Source organism: Vibrio campbellii CAIM 519 = NBRC 15631 = ATCC 25920, assembly GCF_002163755.1.
Lineage (GTDB): Bacteria > Pseudomonadota > Gammaproteobacteria > Enterobacterales > Vibrionaceae > Vibrio > Vibrio campbellii.
In genome coordinates this window covers 2,831,895-2,849,094 of the sequence record NZ_CP015863.1, presented here as the reverse complement: position 1 = coordinate 2,849,094, position 17,200 = coordinate 2,831,895, and the positions used below count along the sequence as shown (strand labels likewise).

The 17,200-nt window shown below is 46.2% G+C and carries 16 protein-coding genes and 12 tRNA genes; 5 read left to right on the top strand and 23 right to left on the bottom strand.

The window, feature by feature from the left end; all coding sequences use genetic code 11:
• The first annotated feature begins 288 nt into the window (after positions 1-288).
• Entirely contained in the window at positions 289-1,725 is a 1,437-nt protein-coding gene (locus A8140_RS13690) for an NAD-dependent succinate-semialdehyde dehydrogenase (protein ID WP_080619588.1), read from the top strand.
• Positions 1,726-1,872: 147 nt separating this feature from the next.
• Here A8140_RS13690 and A8140_RS13685 read toward each other — a convergent pair.
• The 16 genes from A8140_RS13685 to mutY form a co-directional block, all read right to left on the bottom strand.
• Positions 1,873-1,948, bottom strand: a tRNA-Asn gene (locus A8140_RS13685).
• A gap of 21 nt (positions 1,949-1,969) precedes the next feature.
• A tRNA-Thr gene (locus A8140_RS13680) sits at positions 1,970-2,045 on the bottom strand.
• Positions 2,046-2,085: 40 nt separating this feature from the next.
• Positions 2,086-2,161, bottom strand: a tRNA-Asn gene (locus tag A8140_RS13675).
• Positions 2,162-2,182: 21 nt separating this feature from the next.
• A tRNA-Thr gene (locus A8140_RS13670) sits at positions 2,183-2,258 on the bottom strand.
• Positions 2,259-2,309: 51 nt separating this feature from the next.
• Positions 2,310-2,385: transfer RNA gene (locus A8140_RS13665), tRNA-Phe, on the bottom strand.
• A 233-nt stretch (positions 2,386-2,618) separates the two neighbouring features.
• The gene (locus A8140_RS13660) at positions 2,619-4,244 is read right to left on the bottom strand and encodes a methyl-accepting chemotaxis protein (RefSeq protein ID WP_005537198.1); all 1,626 of its coding nucleotides are present in this window, start codon (positions 4,242-4,244) and stop codon (positions 2,619-2,621) included.
• 292 nt (positions 4,245-4,536) lie between these two features.
• Positions 4,537-4,612 (bottom strand) — tRNA-Asn (locus A8140_RS13655).
• Between the two features lie 42 nt (positions 4,613-4,654).
• A tRNA-Phe gene (locus A8140_RS13650) sits at positions 4,655-4,730 on the bottom strand.
• A 7-nt stretch (positions 4,731-4,737) separates the two neighbouring features.
• Positions 4,738-4,813 (bottom strand) — tRNA-Thr (locus tag A8140_RS13645).
• A gap of 69 nt (positions 4,814-4,882) precedes the next feature.
• A tRNA-Asn gene (locus tag A8140_RS13640) sits at positions 4,883-4,958 on the bottom strand.
• Between the two features lie 43 nt (positions 4,959-5,001).
• A tRNA-Phe gene (locus A8140_RS13635) sits at positions 5,002-5,077 on the bottom strand.
• A gap of 7 nt (positions 5,078-5,084) precedes the next feature.
• Positions 5,085-5,160: transfer RNA gene (locus A8140_RS13630), tRNA-Thr, on the bottom strand.
• A gap of 51 nt (positions 5,161-5,211) precedes the next feature.
• Positions 5,212-5,287, bottom strand: a tRNA-Phe gene (locus A8140_RS13625).
• A 109-nt stretch (positions 5,288-5,396) separates the two neighbouring features.
• Positions 5,397-6,527, bottom strand: a complete 1,131-nt coding sequence (gene mltC, locus A8140_RS13620) for a membrane-bound lytic murein transglycosylase MltC (RefSeq protein WP_038863707.1) — start codon at positions 6,525-6,527, stop codon at positions 5,397-5,399.
• Between the two features lie 86 nt (positions 6,528-6,613).
• On the bottom strand, positions 6,614-6,886 hold the full coding sequence (locus A8140_RS13615; protein WP_005425792.1) for an oxidative damage protection protein: 273 nt from the start codon (positions 6,884-6,886) through the stop codon (positions 6,614-6,616).
• 19 nt (positions 6,887-6,905) lie between these two features.
• Positions 6,906-7,982, bottom strand: a complete 1,077-nt coding sequence (gene mutY / locus A8140_RS13610) for an A/G-specific adenine glycosylase (RefSeq protein ID WP_005534934.1) — start codon at positions 7,980-7,982, stop codon at positions 6,906-6,908.
• Positions 7,983-8,185: 203 nt separating this feature from the next.
• Here mutY and trmB point away from each other — a divergent pair, with 203 nt between their 5' ends.
• The 3 genes from trmB (at position 8,186) to glsB (ending at position 10,968) form a co-directional block, all read left to right on the top strand.
• Complete coding sequence (trmB, locus tag A8140_RS13605; protein WP_005534932.1) at positions 8,186-8,905, top strand: tRNA (guanosine(46)-N7)-methyltransferase TrmB; 720 nt, start codon at positions 8,186-8,188, stop codon at positions 8,903-8,905.
• Positions 8,906-8,916: 11 nt separating this feature from the next.
• Positions 8,917-9,945 (top strand): TRM11 family SAM-dependent methyltransferase, encoded by a 1,029-nt coding sequence (locus tag A8140_RS13600; RefSeq protein WP_005534930.1) that lies wholly within the window; start codon positions 8,917-8,919, stop codon positions 9,943-9,945.
• Positions 9,946-10,047: 102 nt separating this feature from the next.
• The gene (gene glsB, locus A8140_RS13595) at positions 10,048-10,968 is read left to right on the top strand and encodes a glutaminase B (protein ID WP_005425799.1); all 921 of its coding nucleotides are present in this window, start codon (positions 10,048-10,050) and stop codon (positions 10,966-10,968) included.
• A 206-nt stretch (positions 10,969-11,174) separates the two neighbouring features.
• Here glsB and hemW read toward each other — a convergent pair whose 3' ends face one another.
• The 7 genes from hemW to A8140_RS13560 all read right to left on the bottom strand — a co-directional run bounded on the left by hemW (position 11,175) and on the right by A8140_RS13560 (position 16,125).
• Positions 11,175-12,347: a radical SAM family heme chaperone HemW gene (gene hemW / locus A8140_RS13590; protein ID WP_005534928.1), complete on the bottom strand. Its 1,173-nt coding sequence runs from the start codon at positions 12,345-12,347 to the stop codon at positions 11,175-11,177.
• A gap of 18 nt (positions 12,348-12,365) precedes the next feature.
• Entirely contained in the window at positions 12,366-12,968 is a 603-nt protein-coding gene (locus A8140_RS13585; protein ID WP_005534926.1) for an XTP/dITP diphosphatase, read from the bottom strand.
• Between the two features lie 105 nt (positions 12,969-13,073).
• Complete coding sequence (locus A8140_RS13580; RefSeq protein ID WP_005534924.1) at positions 13,074-13,505, bottom strand: DUF4426 domain-containing protein; 432 nt, start codon at positions 13,503-13,505, stop codon at positions 13,074-13,076.
• Between the two features lie 59 nt (positions 13,506-13,564).
• Positions 13,565-13,855, bottom strand: a complete 291-nt coding sequence (gene yggU, locus A8140_RS13575) for a DUF167 family protein YggU (RefSeq protein WP_005425805.1) — start codon at positions 13,853-13,855, stop codon at positions 13,565-13,567.
• Complete coding sequence (locus A8140_RS13570) at positions 13,855-14,412, bottom strand: YggT family protein (RefSeq protein ID WP_005534922.1); 558 nt, start codon at positions 14,410-14,412, stop codon at positions 13,855-13,857. Before A8140_RS13570 ends, yggU begins: the two co-directional genes overlap by 1 nt.
• A 53-nt stretch (positions 14,413-14,465) precedes the next feature.
• On the bottom strand, positions 14,466-15,284 hold the full coding sequence (gene proC, locus A8140_RS13565) for a pyrroline-5-carboxylate reductase (RefSeq protein ID WP_005534920.1): 819 nt from the start codon (positions 15,282-15,284) through the stop codon (positions 14,466-14,468).
• A 130-nt stretch (positions 15,285-15,414) separates the two neighbouring features.
• The gene (locus A8140_RS13560) at positions 15,415-16,125 is read right to left on the bottom strand and encodes a YggS family pyridoxal phosphate-dependent enzyme (RefSeq protein WP_005534918.1); all 711 of its coding nucleotides are present in this window, start codon (positions 16,123-16,125) and stop codon (positions 15,415-15,417) included.
• 28 nt (positions 16,126-16,153) lie between these two features.
• Here A8140_RS13560 and A8140_RS13555 point away from each other — a divergent pair, with 28 nt between their 5' ends.
• The gene (locus A8140_RS13555) at positions 16,154-17,194 is read left to right on the top strand and encodes a type IV pilus twitching motility protein PilT (protein WP_005534915.1); all 1,041 of its coding nucleotides are present in this window, start codon (positions 16,154-16,156) and stop codon (positions 17,192-17,194) included.
• Positions 17,195-17,200: the final 6 nt, after the last annotated feature.

Genomic DNA, 17,200 nt, shown 5'->3' with positions numbered 1-17,200 from the left:
CTCTTGTTGGAAATTAAGTCTCACAAGGCTTTGTCTGTAGTCTACAAGCTTAACCATTTATTCAGATAAGGCTCTGTATACGCATTCCAGCCTTTTGAACAGCTACTCCGTCATTTTGGTTACCTTCTTCAATAGTAGCTATCTCAGTTGGCGTTCTCTTATCGGCGTCACCAGTTAACCCAACTGGGTCATAACTTCTCATATTTACGCTGAAGAAAACTTTGTTTGCTTTACTCTTATTTGTCAGAAGGATTAACCTAGTAAAGGTTCTTATGGGAGTACAACCTAGTGATGCAGCAGATAAAAAGTGAAACGCTAAGAGTCTTATTCGAAAGCCTGTCTTCTCAAGATGGGATTGCCGTTATTAATCCTGCGACTGAGCAAGAACTGATTCGCTTAAAGCCTAGCTCTTTGGATGAGTTAGACGTGCAAATAGAAGCGTGTAAATCGGCTCAGCTCGACTGGGCAAAACTCAGCGCTAAAGCACGCTCCGCTTCCTTGAAAAAGTGGTTCCAATTGCTTGTAGAGCATACGGAAGACATCGCGAACATCATTACTTTAGAACAAGGTAAACCTCTTACTGAAAGCCGTGGAGAAGTCGCATACGGCGCATCTTTTGTTGAATGGTTCGCAGAAGAGGCTAAGCGTGCCTATGGTGAGGTTATTCCTGCTCCTTCGGTAGATAGACGTCTCTCTACCATCAAACAGCCTGTCGGCGTGTGTGCGGCGATTACGCCATGGAACTTCCCTATTGCAATGATCACACGAAAAGCGGCGCCTGCTTTGTCTGCGGGGTGTGGGATGATCATTAAGCCTTCTGAATTAACACCTTTAACTGCGCTGGCTGTGGTGGAGCTTGCTCACCAGGCTGGTATCCCTAAAGCTCTATTGTCTACTGTTGTTTCTGAACAGGCTGCAGAGTTTGGTGTCGTTTTGAGTACCGATCCTCGTATTAAGAAGATCTCTTTCACTGGTTCTACACGTGTCGGTAAGATCTTAATGAAGCAGGCAAGTGATACGGTTAAAGCCGCTTCTATGGAATTGGGTGGTAACGCACCTTTTATTGTTTTTGACGATGCAGATTTAGAAGCAGCAGCGAATGGCTTGATTGCGTCTAAGTTTCGTAATGCCGGACAAACCTGTGTGTGTACCAACCGCTTGTATGTGCATCAGAGCGTGAAAGAGGCGTTCTTAACTAAGCTTCTTGATAAAGTGGGAAGCCTAACGGTCGGCAATGGTCTTGAGGAAAATACAACCCTTGGTCCTGTGATCACAATGGCTTCTAAGCATCGTCTAGAGGCAGTGATCGATCAGGCAGTACAAGAAGGAGCAACGATGCTTAACCAGCCTCAAAAATGCTCTGGGCGCTTTATGGAGCCTGTTATCTTAGATAATGTGGAACAGGGCATGGCGATCGTGCAACAAGAGCTGTTTGGCCCAGTTCTGCCAGTTATTAGTTTTGATGCCGATGAACAAGTGCTCTCGATGGCGAACGACACAGAATATGGTTTAGCTTGTTACTTCTACACCGACAGCTTGAAGCGCATCATCAAATTTAGTGAAGGTTTGGAATATGGCATGGTGGGGGTAAATGAAGGAATTATCTCTACGGAAGTGGCCCCCTTTGGTGGGATCAAAGAATCAGGCATTGGTCGTGAAGGGGCTAAACAAGGCATGGATGAGTATCTAGAGACGAAGTACATCTGCCTTGGTGGTTTGAGCTAGCCTTCTGTCTAGAGACGATACAAAAGAGAAAGCTAGGTATATCACCTGGCTTTTTTGTTTATTGAGATAAAGTGGGATGAAGAGGGGAGCTGCGAGTTTTCTTCAGATGCAAAAAAACCGCATCAAGTGATGCGGCTTCTTCTAATTTGGCTCCTCCTACTGGACTTGAACCAGTGACCTGCGGATTAACAGTCCGTCGCTCTACCAACTGAGCTAAGGAGGAATTATCTTGTTTAAGAATAAATGGTGCCGACTACCGGAATCGAACTGGTGACCTACTGATTACAAGTCAGTTGCTCTACCTACTGAGCTAAGTCGGCACATTTTCGTTAATAAGTAATCGACTTACTAACAGAAATATGGCTCCTCCTACTGGACTTGAACCAGTGACCTGCGGATTAACAGTCCGTCGCTCTACCAACTGAGCTAAGGAGGAATTATCTTGTTTAAGAATAAATGGTGCCGACTACCGGAATCGAACTGGTGACCTACTGATTACAAGTCAGTTGCTCTACCTACTGAGCTAAGTCGGCGTACCGTTATTCTTTCTATTGTTCGTGTTAGACACCAACAATTTTAAATTGTGGTGCCCGGAGGCGGAATCGAACCACCGACACGAGGATTTTCAATCCTCTGCTCTACCGACTGAGCTATCCGGGCGACGAGGTGTATTAAAAGGCTTTTCGGCTTTCAGGTCAACAATAAAATTAAAATAAAATATCGTTTGATGAATTTGTGCTCGGAGTGGGCTGTTTTTATGCATTTTGAGCAGCAATGCGCCATGTTTTAAGCGCTGTTTTAATAATGATAGGGCGCTCACCTTCAGAATAAAGGCGATAAAAACAAAAAAGCACGTCTGAAAACGTGCTTTTTATTGAACAATTGACTTTAAACTAGTGCTTTACTGAGAACTTGTTCACCCAACCTTCAAGTTCATCCGCTAAAGATGCCAATGTTTGCGTGCTTGATTGACTCTCTGTTACTACCGCATTTAGCTGACTACCACTTTCTTCAATCAGGTTAATGCGGTGTGCAATGTCATCACTCACTTGCGTTTGTTCCGCTGCAGCCGTAGCAATTTGTTGACTCATGGCTGTAATAGACTCTAGAGCTGTAACTATTTGTTGTAGCGCTTCTGAGGCGTTCATAGACTCAGTTACCGTGCTTTCACTGGTTTCGGCACAGATTTCCATTGTATGGATAGCATTGCGCGAACCTTCTTGAAGGTTAGAGATCATCTGTTGAATCTCTTTTGTGCTGTCTTGTGTGCGTCCTGCTAGGTTTCGCACCTCATCTGCTACTACCGCAAAGCCTCGACCTTGTTCACCTGCACGAGCTGCTTCAATGGCGGCATTCAACGCCAGTAGGTTAGTTTGCTCAGCAATATCGCCGATTACGTCGAGAACTTTCACGATGCTATTTACATCTTGGTCAAGATCCGCAACCGCTTTGCTGGCCGTATTTAGCTGAGTAGCCAAGCCTTGAATATTATCTACCGTACTATGGATCAATGATTGCGTGTGTTGGCTTTGTTTGTCTGCTTCATCGGTGTTATGTGCAGTGTCACTTGCCGAGCTTGCAACATGGTTAGCTGAAGAAGCCATTTCTGTCATCGCTGTTGCGATCATTGCCGTCGACTGCTGCTGAGACATGGTTAGATCAGCGATCGAATTAGAGCGAGACTCTACGGCTGATAGCTCTGAACGTAATGCGCGCATTGATTCGTCTAGGTTCGTTACCATCTTAGCCAGAGATTGACTCATCTCTTGCACTGCGCCATAGATGCTGTCTTTAGGGGCTGTGTGTTCAAAGCTGGCTTGGATATCTCCCTGAGCAACGGCTTGAACCGCTTCACGTACGTCATTTGGCTCGCCGCCGAGTAGATTAAGCATTTTACGGATAGAGATAATTAGGCCGCTTAGAATCGCGCCTGCAATCGCTAAACACAGTGCCAGCTGCCAGTGCGCCGTTGACCAGAAGCGAGCATTGACTTCATTAAACCCGATACCAGTGCCTACCACCCAGTTCCAATGTGGTGTTTTCTCTGCGATAGAGTGCTTTTCTTCGACCGTTCCATCTGGTTGTTTCTGTGTCCAGGTGTATTCAACGATTTGACCTGTCTTACGGCCCAGTACATCCAAAATCAATTGGCCGACACTGTTGCCATCACCATCGCGGAAATCGTGGAAACTGGTACCGTGCAGTTGCGGATCAAGCGGTGCCGCCACGAAAATCATGTTCTCGTCTGCAACATAAACGTATTCGTTGTCTTTGTAGATATTGTTACGAAGTAGGCGGGTCGCCAGCGCTTTGGCTTCATCTTCTGGCATCTTGCCTTCCACGGCCATTTGTTCAACTTCAGTCAGAATGCTGTAGGCACTCTTAAATAGCTCAGTAACTCGAGCTTTGTTATCAAGATTACTTGCTACGCGCAGTGTCCATAGACCTGTCGCGGTTAGAGCAAGCAGGGCAACCAATATGATTGCAGATAATAAATAGGCTTGAGTTTTTAATTTCATAGTTAGCTCACAAGGCGTGTTACGTACTATGCAATGCATAGCTTATTAGGGGGCGTAATAATAAATTCATCATATTGAACTTGTATACAAGCGCCTATGCGGTCGTGCTGAAACTATGATTTAGATTAAATTTTTAGCGTGAAATAAGTGTTTTTTATCAATGGTGTCTGAGTTTATAACGAAGTTTCGAGAGGGGATTGATAGTAAAGGAAGGGAGGGAAGTGAAAGTAGAGGGAGATTTTAGAATTGCAGATAAGAAAAAAGCCAAGTCCGAAGACTTGGCTTTCAAAGTTGGCTCCTCCTACTGGACTTGAACCAGTGACCTGCGGATTAACAGTCCGTCGCTCTACCAACTGAGCTAAGGAGGAACTATTCTGTTTGTGTCTTGCTTTAAGCAAGTGCACCAAATATGGTGCCTCGAGGCGGAATCGAACCACCGACACGAGGATTTTCAATCCTCTGCTCTACCGACTGAGCTATCGAGGCAAAAGAATGGTGCCGACTACCGGAATCGAACTGGTGACCTACTGATTACAAGTCAGTTGCTCTACCTACTGAGCTAAGTCGGCGTACCGTTTTCTTTTTTGAAGAGTAAACTCTTCTTTTTTAGAATCTCATTTACATGAAACTCTAGAATTTGGCTCCTCCTACTGGACTTGAACCAGTGACCTGCGGATTAACAGTCCGTCGCTCTACCAACTGAGCTAAGGAGGAACTATTCTGTTTTGTGTCTTACTCTAAGCAAGCGCACCAAATATGGTGCCTCGAGGCGGAATCGAACCACCGACACGAGGATTTTCAATCCTCTGCTCTACCGACTGAGCTATCGAGGCAAAAGAATGGTGCCGACTACCGGAATCGAACTGGTGACCTACTGATTACAAGTCAGTTGCTCTACCTACTGAGCTAAGTCGGCGTACCGTTTTCTTTTTAACTGTTCGTGCTAAGCACCAACAATTTTAAATTGTGGTGCCCGGAGGCGGAATCGAACCACCGACACGAGGATTTTCAATCCTCTGCTCTACCGACTGAGCTATCCGGGCAACGGAGCGCTATTAAACGGATTTTCCTGCTTTGCGTCAACCACTTTTTTTAAATAATTTCAAAAAAGTGGTTGTTCGAACGCTTTTTATTCAACTGTCGGAAAAAAGTTTACCCTGCGTTAAATTCCTTTTTGAAATTTGTAACTTTTTCTAGGTAACGACGTGCTTCTGCGTTCGGGTGTTTCTTGGTTAGTGCCCAATAAACTTGGTTTGGCTGCAAAGAATTTAAATCTTGCATCGCACGTTTGCGATCAGTTCGATGGAAAGTGTTTAAAACACCACCAGTTCCGCCGTTGTAAGCAGAAATCATGCTGTACTCCAACGAGGTTGGGTGCTGTACATCTTTCAAATAACGGTTTTTAAGGATGTAAAAGTAAGCCGTTCCAGTATCAATGTTATTTTCTGGATTAAACAAATATTCAGGGCTTGGTTGCCCAGAACGGTTCTTCACCAGCTTGAATACATCACGGCCAGCTGTTTTCGGCACAACCTGCATCAATCCATACGCATTAGCCCAGCTTACTGCGTATGGGTTAAAGCTACTTTCGGTTTTGATGATGGCATAAATCAAATCTTCAGGGATGTCGTATTTCTTCGAGGCACGACGCACAATGTCTGCGTATTGGTAACTACGCTGTGAGAAGTGGTCTTCTACCATTGGGATTTCCACGTAATACGCTTTCTTAAAGTCGACATCTTTGGTTTTAACTTGATTAGCAATCAAGTAATCGGCAAAGCGATTCGCGCGCCATGACCATTGAATGGGCTTTTTGTCTTGATCGACAACTTGATTGTAAAGAAAGGGCTGGCCTTCCAATTTAATCTCTTTAGAAGAGAACAAGTCGACACTAGCCGGATCATCTGGCGTTAAAAGTGTGGTGATAATGGCGTTCTTAAGGTGTTTTTGTGGCTCTGTTGGAGAAACCGTTTCGATGGTAATCACACCTTTTTGGAAGTCGACTTCTGCACGACTCAAGTAGTTATCGATGTATTTTACGTAATTGCTTTTACCTGCGACTTTAACTTCACGTTGGCCCCAGCGCTTTTTAATGTTGCCAGAGAAGCTGCTGATCAGTGCATCGAGAGCATCGGTGTCTTTTTCAAACTGTCCCGGCAGTTCTGCTAGGTTGTTGGCAAAACGGTTGGTTGGCTCGTAATTGACGTCGTAAATTTGCTCGACGAATTCGCGGCTACAACCTGCCATTAAGAGTGCGGTAGCAATAAAGGCAATTTTTTTCATAACTATTGAGATGGCTTTGTGGGCTCTAATATAAAAATGACACCACAAGGCTGGTTGTGATGTCATTGTTTTAAAGCAAGTTTGCTTTATTCGCTTGGCGGCGTGTAGCCTTCGATGTGAACATCTTTACCTTCGAACAAGAAATTCACCATTTCGGTCTCAAGTTGTTTGCGATGTTCAGGATCCATCATGTTGAGCTTCTTCTCGTTGATCAACATAGTTTGTTTGTGCTGCCACTGAGCCCAAGCTTCTTTCGAGATGTTATCGAAAATGCGTTTACCTAGTTCACCTGGGTAAAGTTGAAAGTCTAGACCTTCGCCTTCTTTCTTTAGTCGAGCACAAAAAACAGTGCGGCTCATAATGACTCCTTGCAATTAATTAACGAAGTTCGTGGGGTAGTGCTTCCAGTAGTAGTTTTACTGGTGCAGCTAAACCGACTTCTTCAGGTTTAGATAAGTTATACCAAAGACCTTTGTTACCTTCCATCACCACATTGGGTTGCTTTGACAGGTCAATCAAAATCGGTGTGATATCGAGATGGTAATGGCTGAATGTATGACGAAACGTAATCAGAGTTTCTCGATGTCTAATATCGTTGGCTTGAATACCACGTTGTTCCAGTAGTAACTCAATATCGCTCTCTACATCAATATGCTCGGTTTGCGGGAAGCAAAATAGCCCGCCCCAAATACCTGTCTGCGGTCTTTGTTCTAGCCACACTTCGTGACTATCACCATTTTTGTGGTGCAGCATAACGAAACGTGTCTGCTTAACCGGCTTGTCTTTTTTCGGCTTCTTACCTGGGTAATCAAGCACATTACCTTGTTTCTTTGCTACACAAAGTTCGTTGACCGGACACAAGGTGCATTTAGGCTTACTGCGGGTACACATCATGGCACCCATATCCATCATGGCTTGGTTGTACTTGTCGACGTCTGTTTGTGGCGTGTGCGTTTCTGCGATCTCCCACAATTGATTTTCGACTTTTTTTTGTCCCGGCCATCCATCCACGGCAAAACAGCGTGAAAGTGTGCGCTTTACGTTACCGTCTAATATCGCATGTGGCTGTTTATAGACAGACGAAAGAACCGCAGCGGCGGTGGAGCGACCAATCCCCGGTAGGGCATTCATCTGCTCTAGGTCTAGAGGAAACTCACCATTGTATTTATGGGCGACCTCTTTTGCGGCTTTATGAAGGTTACGAGCACGTGCGTAATAACCTAAGCCGGTCCAAAGGTGCAACACTTCATCTTGCTCAGCATTGGCAAGATCGACCACGGTCGGGAAGCGCTCCAGAAAGCGTTGGTAATAAGGAATAACCGTAGTGACCTGAGTTTGCTGAAGCATGATTTCAGACAACCAGACACTATAAGCGGTCTTGTTTTGTTGCCACGGAAGATCTTTTCTTCCATATGCGTCATACCATTCTAAGATGGCACTGGCGAAAGGTGTCACGACTTGCTCTGTATTCTATTATTGGTTAGGAGCAAAATTGCACCACAGATTGTGGTGTAAGTACAACAGATAAACTGTGGGGATATTGTGTCTGGTTTGTTTGCTTTTGGGCTGCCATAGTCCGATAGCTCAACAAATACTTGCACCTAAGTGAATTCTTTGGATAATCCCCGCTTTGATTAATCAATGTGCAGGCAAAATCAATGAGTGAAGTAACCACTAACGAATACAACGAAGACGGTAAAATGATCCGTAAAATCCGCAGTTTCGTGCGTCGCGAAGGTCGTCTAACTAAGGGCCAAGAAAATGCGATGAACGAGTGCTGGCCAACAATGGGTATCGACTACAAAGCAGAAATTCTTGATTGGAAAGAAGTGTTTGGCAACGATAACCCAGTAGTGCTTGAGATCGGCTTTGGTATGGGTGCTTCATTGGTTGAAATGGCAAAGAACGCGCCAGAGAAAAATTTCATCGGTATCGAAGTTCATAGCCCAGGCGTTGGTGCTTGTCTTGCAGATGCTCGCGAAGCGGGTATCACGAACCTACGTGTAATGTGTCACGATGCGGTAGAAGTATTCGAACACATGATCCCGAATGGCAGCCTAGCAACGCTACAACTGTTCTTCCCAGATCCATGGCACAAAAAGCGTCACCACAAGCGTCGTATCGTACAGCTTGAGTTCGCTGAAATGGTTCGTCAGAAGCTTATCCTTAATGAAGGTGTCTTCCACATGGCGACAGACTGGGAAAACTACGCTGAGCACATGATTGAAATCATGAACCAAGCACCTGGTTTCGAAAACATCGCTGAAGAAGGCGACTTCATTCCTCGTCCAGAAGAGCGTCCACTGACTAAATTTGAAGCTCGCGGTCACCGTCTAGGCCACGGTGTGTGGGATATCAAATTCAAGCGTACTGCTTAAGGAGCCAGTAGATGTACCACTACGCGATATTAGCGAATCCGGGTCATAACCGTATTTACTTTGATAGCGCAATGACGATTGCATGTTCTGAGCTGAAAGCGATTTTAGCGTCGGAAGGTGTTGAAGTAACTGAAATTGGCAACAAAGACGTGGGTCTTCCTGCTGCACTTGTGTTCTCTTGCGAAACCGAACTAAGTGAAGCACAGGCCGGCAAGATTGCTGCGTCATCTATCTACTACGCGCTATTTGAAGTGCGTGAAGATGGCTTATTACGTCCAATTCAGGCGCCTGCATTCAATACTTTCCCTGAGAGCATGAGTCAGATCCTGCGTTACACAGGTAAAACAAACGAGCAGTTTACGCGTTTGATGGTGAACCTAGGCGTCAGTGCTGCCAACACGGGTAGTGCGCAATTGACGCTGATGGATCCTATGTGTGGTAAAGGTACAACACTGTTTGAAGGTTTGATCCACGGCTTGAACGTTGTGGGTGTTGAGATCAACCAGAAATGGGTTCAAGAGATCCAAACCTTCATCGTTAAGTTTATGAAGAACGGTCGCTTTAAGCACAAAGTGAGCAAAGAAAAGCGCACTTCTGGTGGTAAAAAAGTGGCAGATGGCTTCGTGGTTGAGGCAGCAGCGGACAAAGACGATTACAACAAAGGTAATCTTCAAACAATGAAGCTGTACTCATCAGATACGCGTATTGCAGACCAAGTTGTGAAGAAGAACTCAGTAGATGTGATGGTGTCTGACTTGCCTTACGGCGTGCAGCACGGCAGCAAAAATGCCAAAGACAGCAAACTGAACCGCAGCCCACTGGAGCTTCTAAAAGAGGCTCTGCCTGCATGGAAAGTGGTGCTGAAGAAGCAAGGTTCTGTGGTGCTGTCTTTCAACGAATTCACCTTGAAGTGGAAAGACGTGGCGGCATTATTTGAAGAGCAAGGGTGGAAGGTACTTTCAGAAGAGCCTTACATCGGTTATCTTCACCGTGTTGATCAATCCATCAACCGCAACATCATTGTGGCAATAAAACCATAATCGACTTGAGTCGAGTAAATTCCATGGAAAAGCCAACGTCCGCGTTGGCTTTTTTTACCTCTGAACTCAGCTATTTGGGTTCTTGTGACAAGAAGGTAGCAGATGAAACCTACAGCGCAAATTTTGACAGACATTCTGGCGGAAGTTCGCCCATTAATTGGCCAAGGCAAAGTGGCCGACTACATTCCCGCATTGGCAAAAGTACCCAATACTAAGCTGGGTATCGCGGTATACACCAATGAAGGTGAAGTGATTAAAGCGGGCGATGCAGAAGAGTCGTTTTCGATTCAGTCGATCTCAAAAGCGTTGAGCCTGACTCTGGCAATGTGCTTGTACAAGCAAGAAGAGATCTGGTGTCGTGTAGGTAAAGAGCCTTCTGGTCAGGCGTTTAACTCGATGATCCAGTTAGAGATGGAGCAGGGCATTCCACGTAACCCGTTCATTAACGCCGGTGCTATTGTGGTAGCTGATTTGCTGCAAAGCCGTCTCTCTGCGCCGCGTCAGCGTCTATTGGAATTTGCTCGTCAGCTATCTGGTGACACTCATATTGTGTACGACAAAGTGGTTGCCGCGTCTGAAATGATGCATGGCGACCGCAACGCTGCGATTGCGTACTTGATGCGTTCATTTGGTAACTTCGAGAACGAGGTTATCCCCGTTCTGCAAAACTACTTTCATGCTTGTGCGTTGAAGATGAGCTGTGTCGATCTGGCGAAGACCTTTAGCTACTTAGCCAATAAAGGCACGTCGGTACAAACGGGTAAGCCTGTCGTGTCACCAACGCAAACCAAGCAGTTGAATGCATTGCTAGCAACTTGTGGCTTGTACGATGGTGCTGGTGAATTTGCTTACCGCGTTGGTATGCCGGGTAAGTCTGGTGTTGGCGGTGGCATCATCGCTGTCGTTCCGGGTGAAATGACGATTGCTGTTTGGTCTCCAGAGCTTGATGCATCTGGTAACTCACTCGCTGGTACTAAAGCGCTTGAGCTGCTTGCCGAGCGCATTGGTCGTTCGATTTTTTAAAAGCGCTTTGCACTTGGATATGGGAACGGACTTCGTCCTTGTGGATTCGGGACTTAGGAACGCTTCGCTTTAGATAAGTGTTGTTACGAATAAAAGAAAGGGTTGGCGTTTGAGCGCCAACCCTTTTAGTTTCTGCCTAGGTAAATGTAGCCATACATTCTGTTTCTCGAAGGACCCAGTCCGTTTCCGAATCTCGATTCCCTTTCTTATTCCTCTTCCGCCATAAAGGCTTCGAGCAAATCATTGAGGAACAGCTTACCTTTCTCGGTAATTTGCCAGTGAGTCTCGGTTTCACTCAGGTAACCCATCTCAAGCGCCCAATCGATAGTCTCTTGAATTGAGCTCAACGGCAGACCTGTCGTATCGATGTAGTCTTGTTTCGGGCACGCCTCCATTAAGCGGAAGCGGTTCATAAAGAACTCAAACGGACGATCTTCATCAGCCACAAGCTGTTCACTATCCAAGTACGGCTTCACCATGTTTTGGTATGCCATCAGATAGCCACGTGGGTGCTTGACCTTAGTGGTACGGACGATGTGACCATCAGCAAAGCTCAGCTTACCGTGTGAGCCGCAACCAATGCCAAGGTAGTCACCAAAGCGCCAATAGTTCAGGTTGTGCTGACACTGATAGCCCGGCTTGCTGTAACCTGAAATCTCGTATTGCACGTAACCTGCTGCTGCCAGCTTCTCATGTCCTTGTTCGAAGATATCCCACAAGTCATCGTCATCTGGCAGAGTCGGTGGCTTGTAGTAGAACATGGTGTTTGGTTCGATGGTCAGCTGATACCAAGAGAGGTGCGGCGGCGCCAACTCAATCGCTTTATCCAAATCTGCCAAGGCTTGTTCGATGCTTTGATCAGGTAAACCGTGCATGAGATCGAGGTTAAAGCTGTTCAAACCGATTTGGTGCGCCAGCTTAGCAGCATTGACGGCTTCGTCTTGACCGTGAATACGCCCCAAACGCTCCAGCTTCTGTTGTTCAAAGCTTTGCACGCCGATAGAGATTCGCGTTACACCAGCCTTGCGATAGCCAACAAAACGCTCTGCTTCAATGGTGCCTGGGTTAGCTTCCATGGTGATTTCGATTTCAGGCTTGAACGGAATACGCGCTTCAATACCTTTAAGTAGACGCTCGATGCCTTCTGCCGAAATCAAACTCGGCGTACCACCACCAATGAAGATTGAATGCAGTGGACGTGGCGCTTCGTTAAGACGGTATTTCTCAATGTCGGTATCCAAATCTTCAAGAAGGGCATTGATGTACTCTTCTTCTGGGATCTCGGCTTTGAGCGCGTGAGAGTTAAAGTCGCAATACGGGCACTTTTGTACACACCATGGGATGTGTACATACAAGCTCAGTGCAGGGGGCGTTAGCATGGTCTAATTCGCTCGTGATTACTGAGACACTTGCTCAGACAGTTGAGCAAACAACGATTTGAGTGCTTTACCGCGGTGAGACAGTTGTTTTTTACGTGCTGGCTCAAGTTCGGCAGACGCGCAGTTGTCTTCAGGTACGAAGAAGATTGGGTCGTAGCCAAAGCCATTTTCACCATGTGCTTCAGTTAGAATGCGACCTTCCCACTTACCGTGACAAACGATAGGGGTTGGATCGTTCTCGTGACGCATCAAAACCAATACACAGTGGAAACGAGCGGTGCGCTCTGTTTCTGGTACGCCTTCCATTGCTTTAAGTAGCTTCTCTAGGTTCTCTTGGTCAGAGGCCTTTTCACCCGCATAGCGTGCAGAGTAAATGCCCGGAGCGCCTTTCAAGAAATCAACTTCTAAGCCAGAGTCGTCCGCAATCGCAGGAAGACCCGTTTCTTGTGCTGCATGGCGAGCTTTGATGATCGCGTTTTCGATGAAAGTCGTGCCAGTTTCTGCTACTTCAGATACGTTGAATTCACTTTGCGCCAATACTTCAAAACCGAAGTCAGACAGCAGATCTGCCATCTCACGAACTTTGCCTTGGTTGCCTGTTGCTAGCACTATCTTTTTCATGGTCGTCTCTTTCTGTAGCGATAAAGGGAGAACGCAGTGTTCTCCCTGATTAAATTAGTTCTAGGGTTATGATGTTCTAAAAGCTTTTAGATCATCGCAACCTAATTACTCTTCGACATAAAATTTCTGGGTGAATTTAAGCTTACCTGAGCCTTTGTTTCCAGCTTTAACGTCAATATCGAAGGTAAAAGTTTCTTCGTTGGTGATACCGAGCTCAGCTAGGTAGTAAATCGCATCGCCTTCTTTCACTTCACGGAAGGTGAGCTTTTGCGTTTGACCGATAAGGTTCTTTGCCTGCCCACTGATTTCTGCTTCAACGGCTGGCTTACCCAGAGAGGCACTATCGATCACGCTGATGTTCAGTACTGCATTGTAGCCATTACGCTTGATGTCGTAGCTACGGGCGATCTTGGGAGTTAAAAAGGTTGAGTTAAACGCGATGTAGTGGACCTCGATGTCTTTCATGGTTTTGAACTGACCTGCCATGCTTGGTAAAGACAACAGGCTGATCAGTAGGGCGGTAATCCATTTGCTCATTATCACTTCCTCGAATCGGACACTTTATTATTGGTACGAATTTCGTAAATAAAAAGCCATCAAATGATGGCTTTAATTTCTGTAGGTATTTGCACTGGGGATTCTATCCGAATTTGTTTATGACGTCCCAGTTCACCTTTTTCTATGTGAACCAAACCTTTAGCAACTTTAAATTGTTTGGCTAAAAACTTGGTTAAGTGCGCATTCGCTTTACCATCGACAGGCGGCGCGGTGATGGCAATTTTGAGCTCTTCACCATGCAAGCCGACGATCTTGTCGCGGCTTGCTTTTGGTTGGATGTAGAGCCGAAGCACCACATCCTCGCCATCATGCCAAACTGCTTCTGACATTATAGTTGATACCAGATAGGACCAATCATGTCGCCCATTAGGAAGTTAGCGAATTGTAGGCCGATGAACAACACAAGCACGCTTAAATCGAAGCCACCCATTGCAGGAATGATGCGGCGGATTGGTGCTAGCATTGGTTCAGTTAGCTGGTGGAATACGTATTCGATAGGGCTGCGACCTTGGCTAACCCAGCTCAGGATTGCGCGGATCAGTAGTACCCAGAACAACAAGCCGCCAGCAGCCTTCATCAGAGACAATAAGCCTAGGAATAGGAAATCCATGCTGAATGAAACTGACCCGCTAGAAGCGATCAGGATCAGCGCAACAAACTTAAGCACACACAGTACGTAAGCGAACAGTACCGTCGCTAGGTCGATGCTGCCGATGGATGGGATCAAACGGCGCAGCGGTCCTACAACCGGTTGGGTTGCTTTGACGATAAACTGCGAGAATGGGTTGTAGAAATCTGCACGAGCAGCTTGCAACCAAATACGCAAAATCACGACCATGATGTACAGGTCAAATAGGGTTGAGATGAGAAAACTCATTGAATTCATAAGGTACCCTTAACAAGTAAGTGAGTGACACAGAGTGGGTATCACTCAAGTCATTAAAACAGTTTTTCCATTTCTTCAGCGCGAGCAACCGCAGCTTGCATTGCTTTCGCCACAATATCAGACAGTTGGTGCTCGTTGAACGTACGTAGTGCTTCTGCCGTTGTGCCGCCTTTTGATGTGACGTTCTCGCGCAGTGTAGAAAGCTCAGTTTGTGGGTTTTCTACCACCATACTTGCTGCACCAAGTGCGGATTGTTGCACTAGCGTGCGAGCCGTGTCTTTATCGAAACCTTGAGCAATCGCTTCTGCTTGCATCGCTTCCATAAACAGAAAGAAGTAAGCCGGTGCGCTGCCTGCCGCTGCAATTACGTTATTGATGCCAGATTCTTGTTCAACCCAGCATACCTTACCGCAGGCTTGCATTAGCTCTGCCGCGAAAGCTTTATCTTTTTCTTGCACATGTTCAGGCGCATAAAGACCACTCATGCCCAAACCAAGTTGCGATGGTGTATTTGGCATCACGCGAACCAAGTTGAGCTTAGTCGCTAGCATGCCATCCAAACGTGAACAGTTGATGCCCGCAGCGATGGAGATAACCAGTTTGTCACTGAAGTCGATAGATTGCAGTGGTTTACACACGTCTTCCATCATTTGTGGTTTCACAGACAATACCACAACATCCGCTTCTGTCGCGGCTGCGATGTTATCGCTGGTGGTACGGATGCCAAAGTCTTGCTCAAGAGGTTGGCGACGCGTCTCTGATGGGGCGGTTGCAATGATGTTCTGTGCTGGGTAGCCATTTGCTACAAGACCAGAAACAATCGCACGCACCATGTTTCCTGCGCCGATAAAGGCAATCTTTTTATGTTCCATATGTCTGATTTCCAAATATAAATTCTTACAATTTGTTGTGCGCTCATGTGTATAATTGCACCACTTTGCTATGACTGCCTAAAGAAAGGCGGTCAGACTCAAATTCACAGTGTCTAACAACGAGTCGCTTTTATTGCTGTTTGCTGTAGTCGCGCGCGCCAAAAATCGCCGTGCCGATGCGCACCATGGTGCTACCTGCTTCGATGGCTGCATCCATGTCACCGCTCATCCCCATGGACAGCGTGTCGACATCTGGGTATTGCTGAGCTAGTTTTTGCTTTAGCTCCTCAAGTTGTTTGAATGCGCGAAGTTGTGATTTGTAATCTGGCTCGTTGGCAGGAATCGACATCAACCCTCTTAACGTGAGGTTTGGCAGGCGAGAAATCAACTCAGCCAGCTCGAATATTTCTGCATCGGCGACGCCAGATTTTGATTCTTCACCACTGGTATTAACTTGAATCAGAACTTGTAGCGGTTTTAGCTCGCTTGGGCGTTGGTCATTGAGGCGCTGAGCGATCTTAGCGCGATCGATGGTGTGAACCCAATCGAAATGTTCAGCAACAGGGCGTGATTTATTGGATTGAATTGGACCAATGAAGTGCCATTCGATTCGATTATCTGGATAATGCTCGGCAAAGTGCTGAACTTTACTGACGCCCTCTTGGACGTAGTTTTCACCAAACGCCTCTTGGCCAGCTTGGTAAGCTTCGAGAATTGCCTCGACAGGTTTAGTTTTGCTTACTGCTAGAAGTTGCACTGACTCTGGAGAACGACCGCACTTTTGTTCGTCGTGTCGAATTTGAGAGGTGATATGTTCAATGTTTTGTTGAATACTACTCATAGCTGTACTTTAGACTTAAGGATTTTAAATGGATATCACTGAGTTACTGGATTTTAGTGTAAAACATAATGCTTCGGATCTACATCTTTCTGCAGGTGTACCACCAATGGTTCGTATTGATGGTGATGTAAGAAAACTGGGCATTCCAGCGTTTACACACCAAGAAGTGCACCGTTTGGTTTTTGAAATCATGAACGATGCGCAGCGCAGTGAGTTCGAAGAAAAACTCGAAGTCGACTTTTCATTTGAATTGCATAACGTTGGCCGTTTTCGTGTCAACGCTTTCAACCAATCTCGCGGTTGTGCGGCGGTCTTCCGTACCATCCCAAGTAGCATTCCAACACTGGAAGAGCTAGAAGCTCCTGAGATCTTCAGAAAAATCGCCAATGCGGAAAAAGGTTTGGTACTGGTTACTGGCCCAACGGGTTCTGGTAAATCGACTACCTTGGCTGCCATTGTTGACTACATTAACCGTAATCACAATAAGCACGTCCTAACAATTGAAGATCCGATTGAATTTGTTCACACCAACAATAAGTGTCTGATCAACCAACGTGAAGTAAACCGTGATACACACAGCTTCCAAAACGCGCTACGCAGCGCGCTGCGTGAAGACCCGGATGTGATCCTAGTTGGTGAGATGCGTGATAAAGAAACCATCAGTTTGGCGCTGACGGCTGCTGAAACGGGTCACCTTGTTTTCGGTACACTGCACACTAGCTCGGCAGCGAAAACCATCGACCGTATTATTGACGTCTTCCCTGGTAGCGACAAAGACATGGTGCGTTCGATGCTGTCGGAATCATTGCGTTCGGTTATCGCGCAAAAACTTCTGAAACGTAACGGCGGCGGTCGTATCGCGTGTCATGAAATAATGATGGCAACGCCTGCGATCCGTAACCTTATCCGTGAAGATAAAGTCGCTCAGATGTATTCGATCATTCAGACTGGTGCGGCGCATGGTATGCAGACCATGGAGCAGAATGCTCGTCAATTGATGGCGCAAGGCATGGTATCGCGTGAAGAAGTGGATAAGAAAGTTGAAATTGAAGCGCAGCAATTCTCGTAACGAATT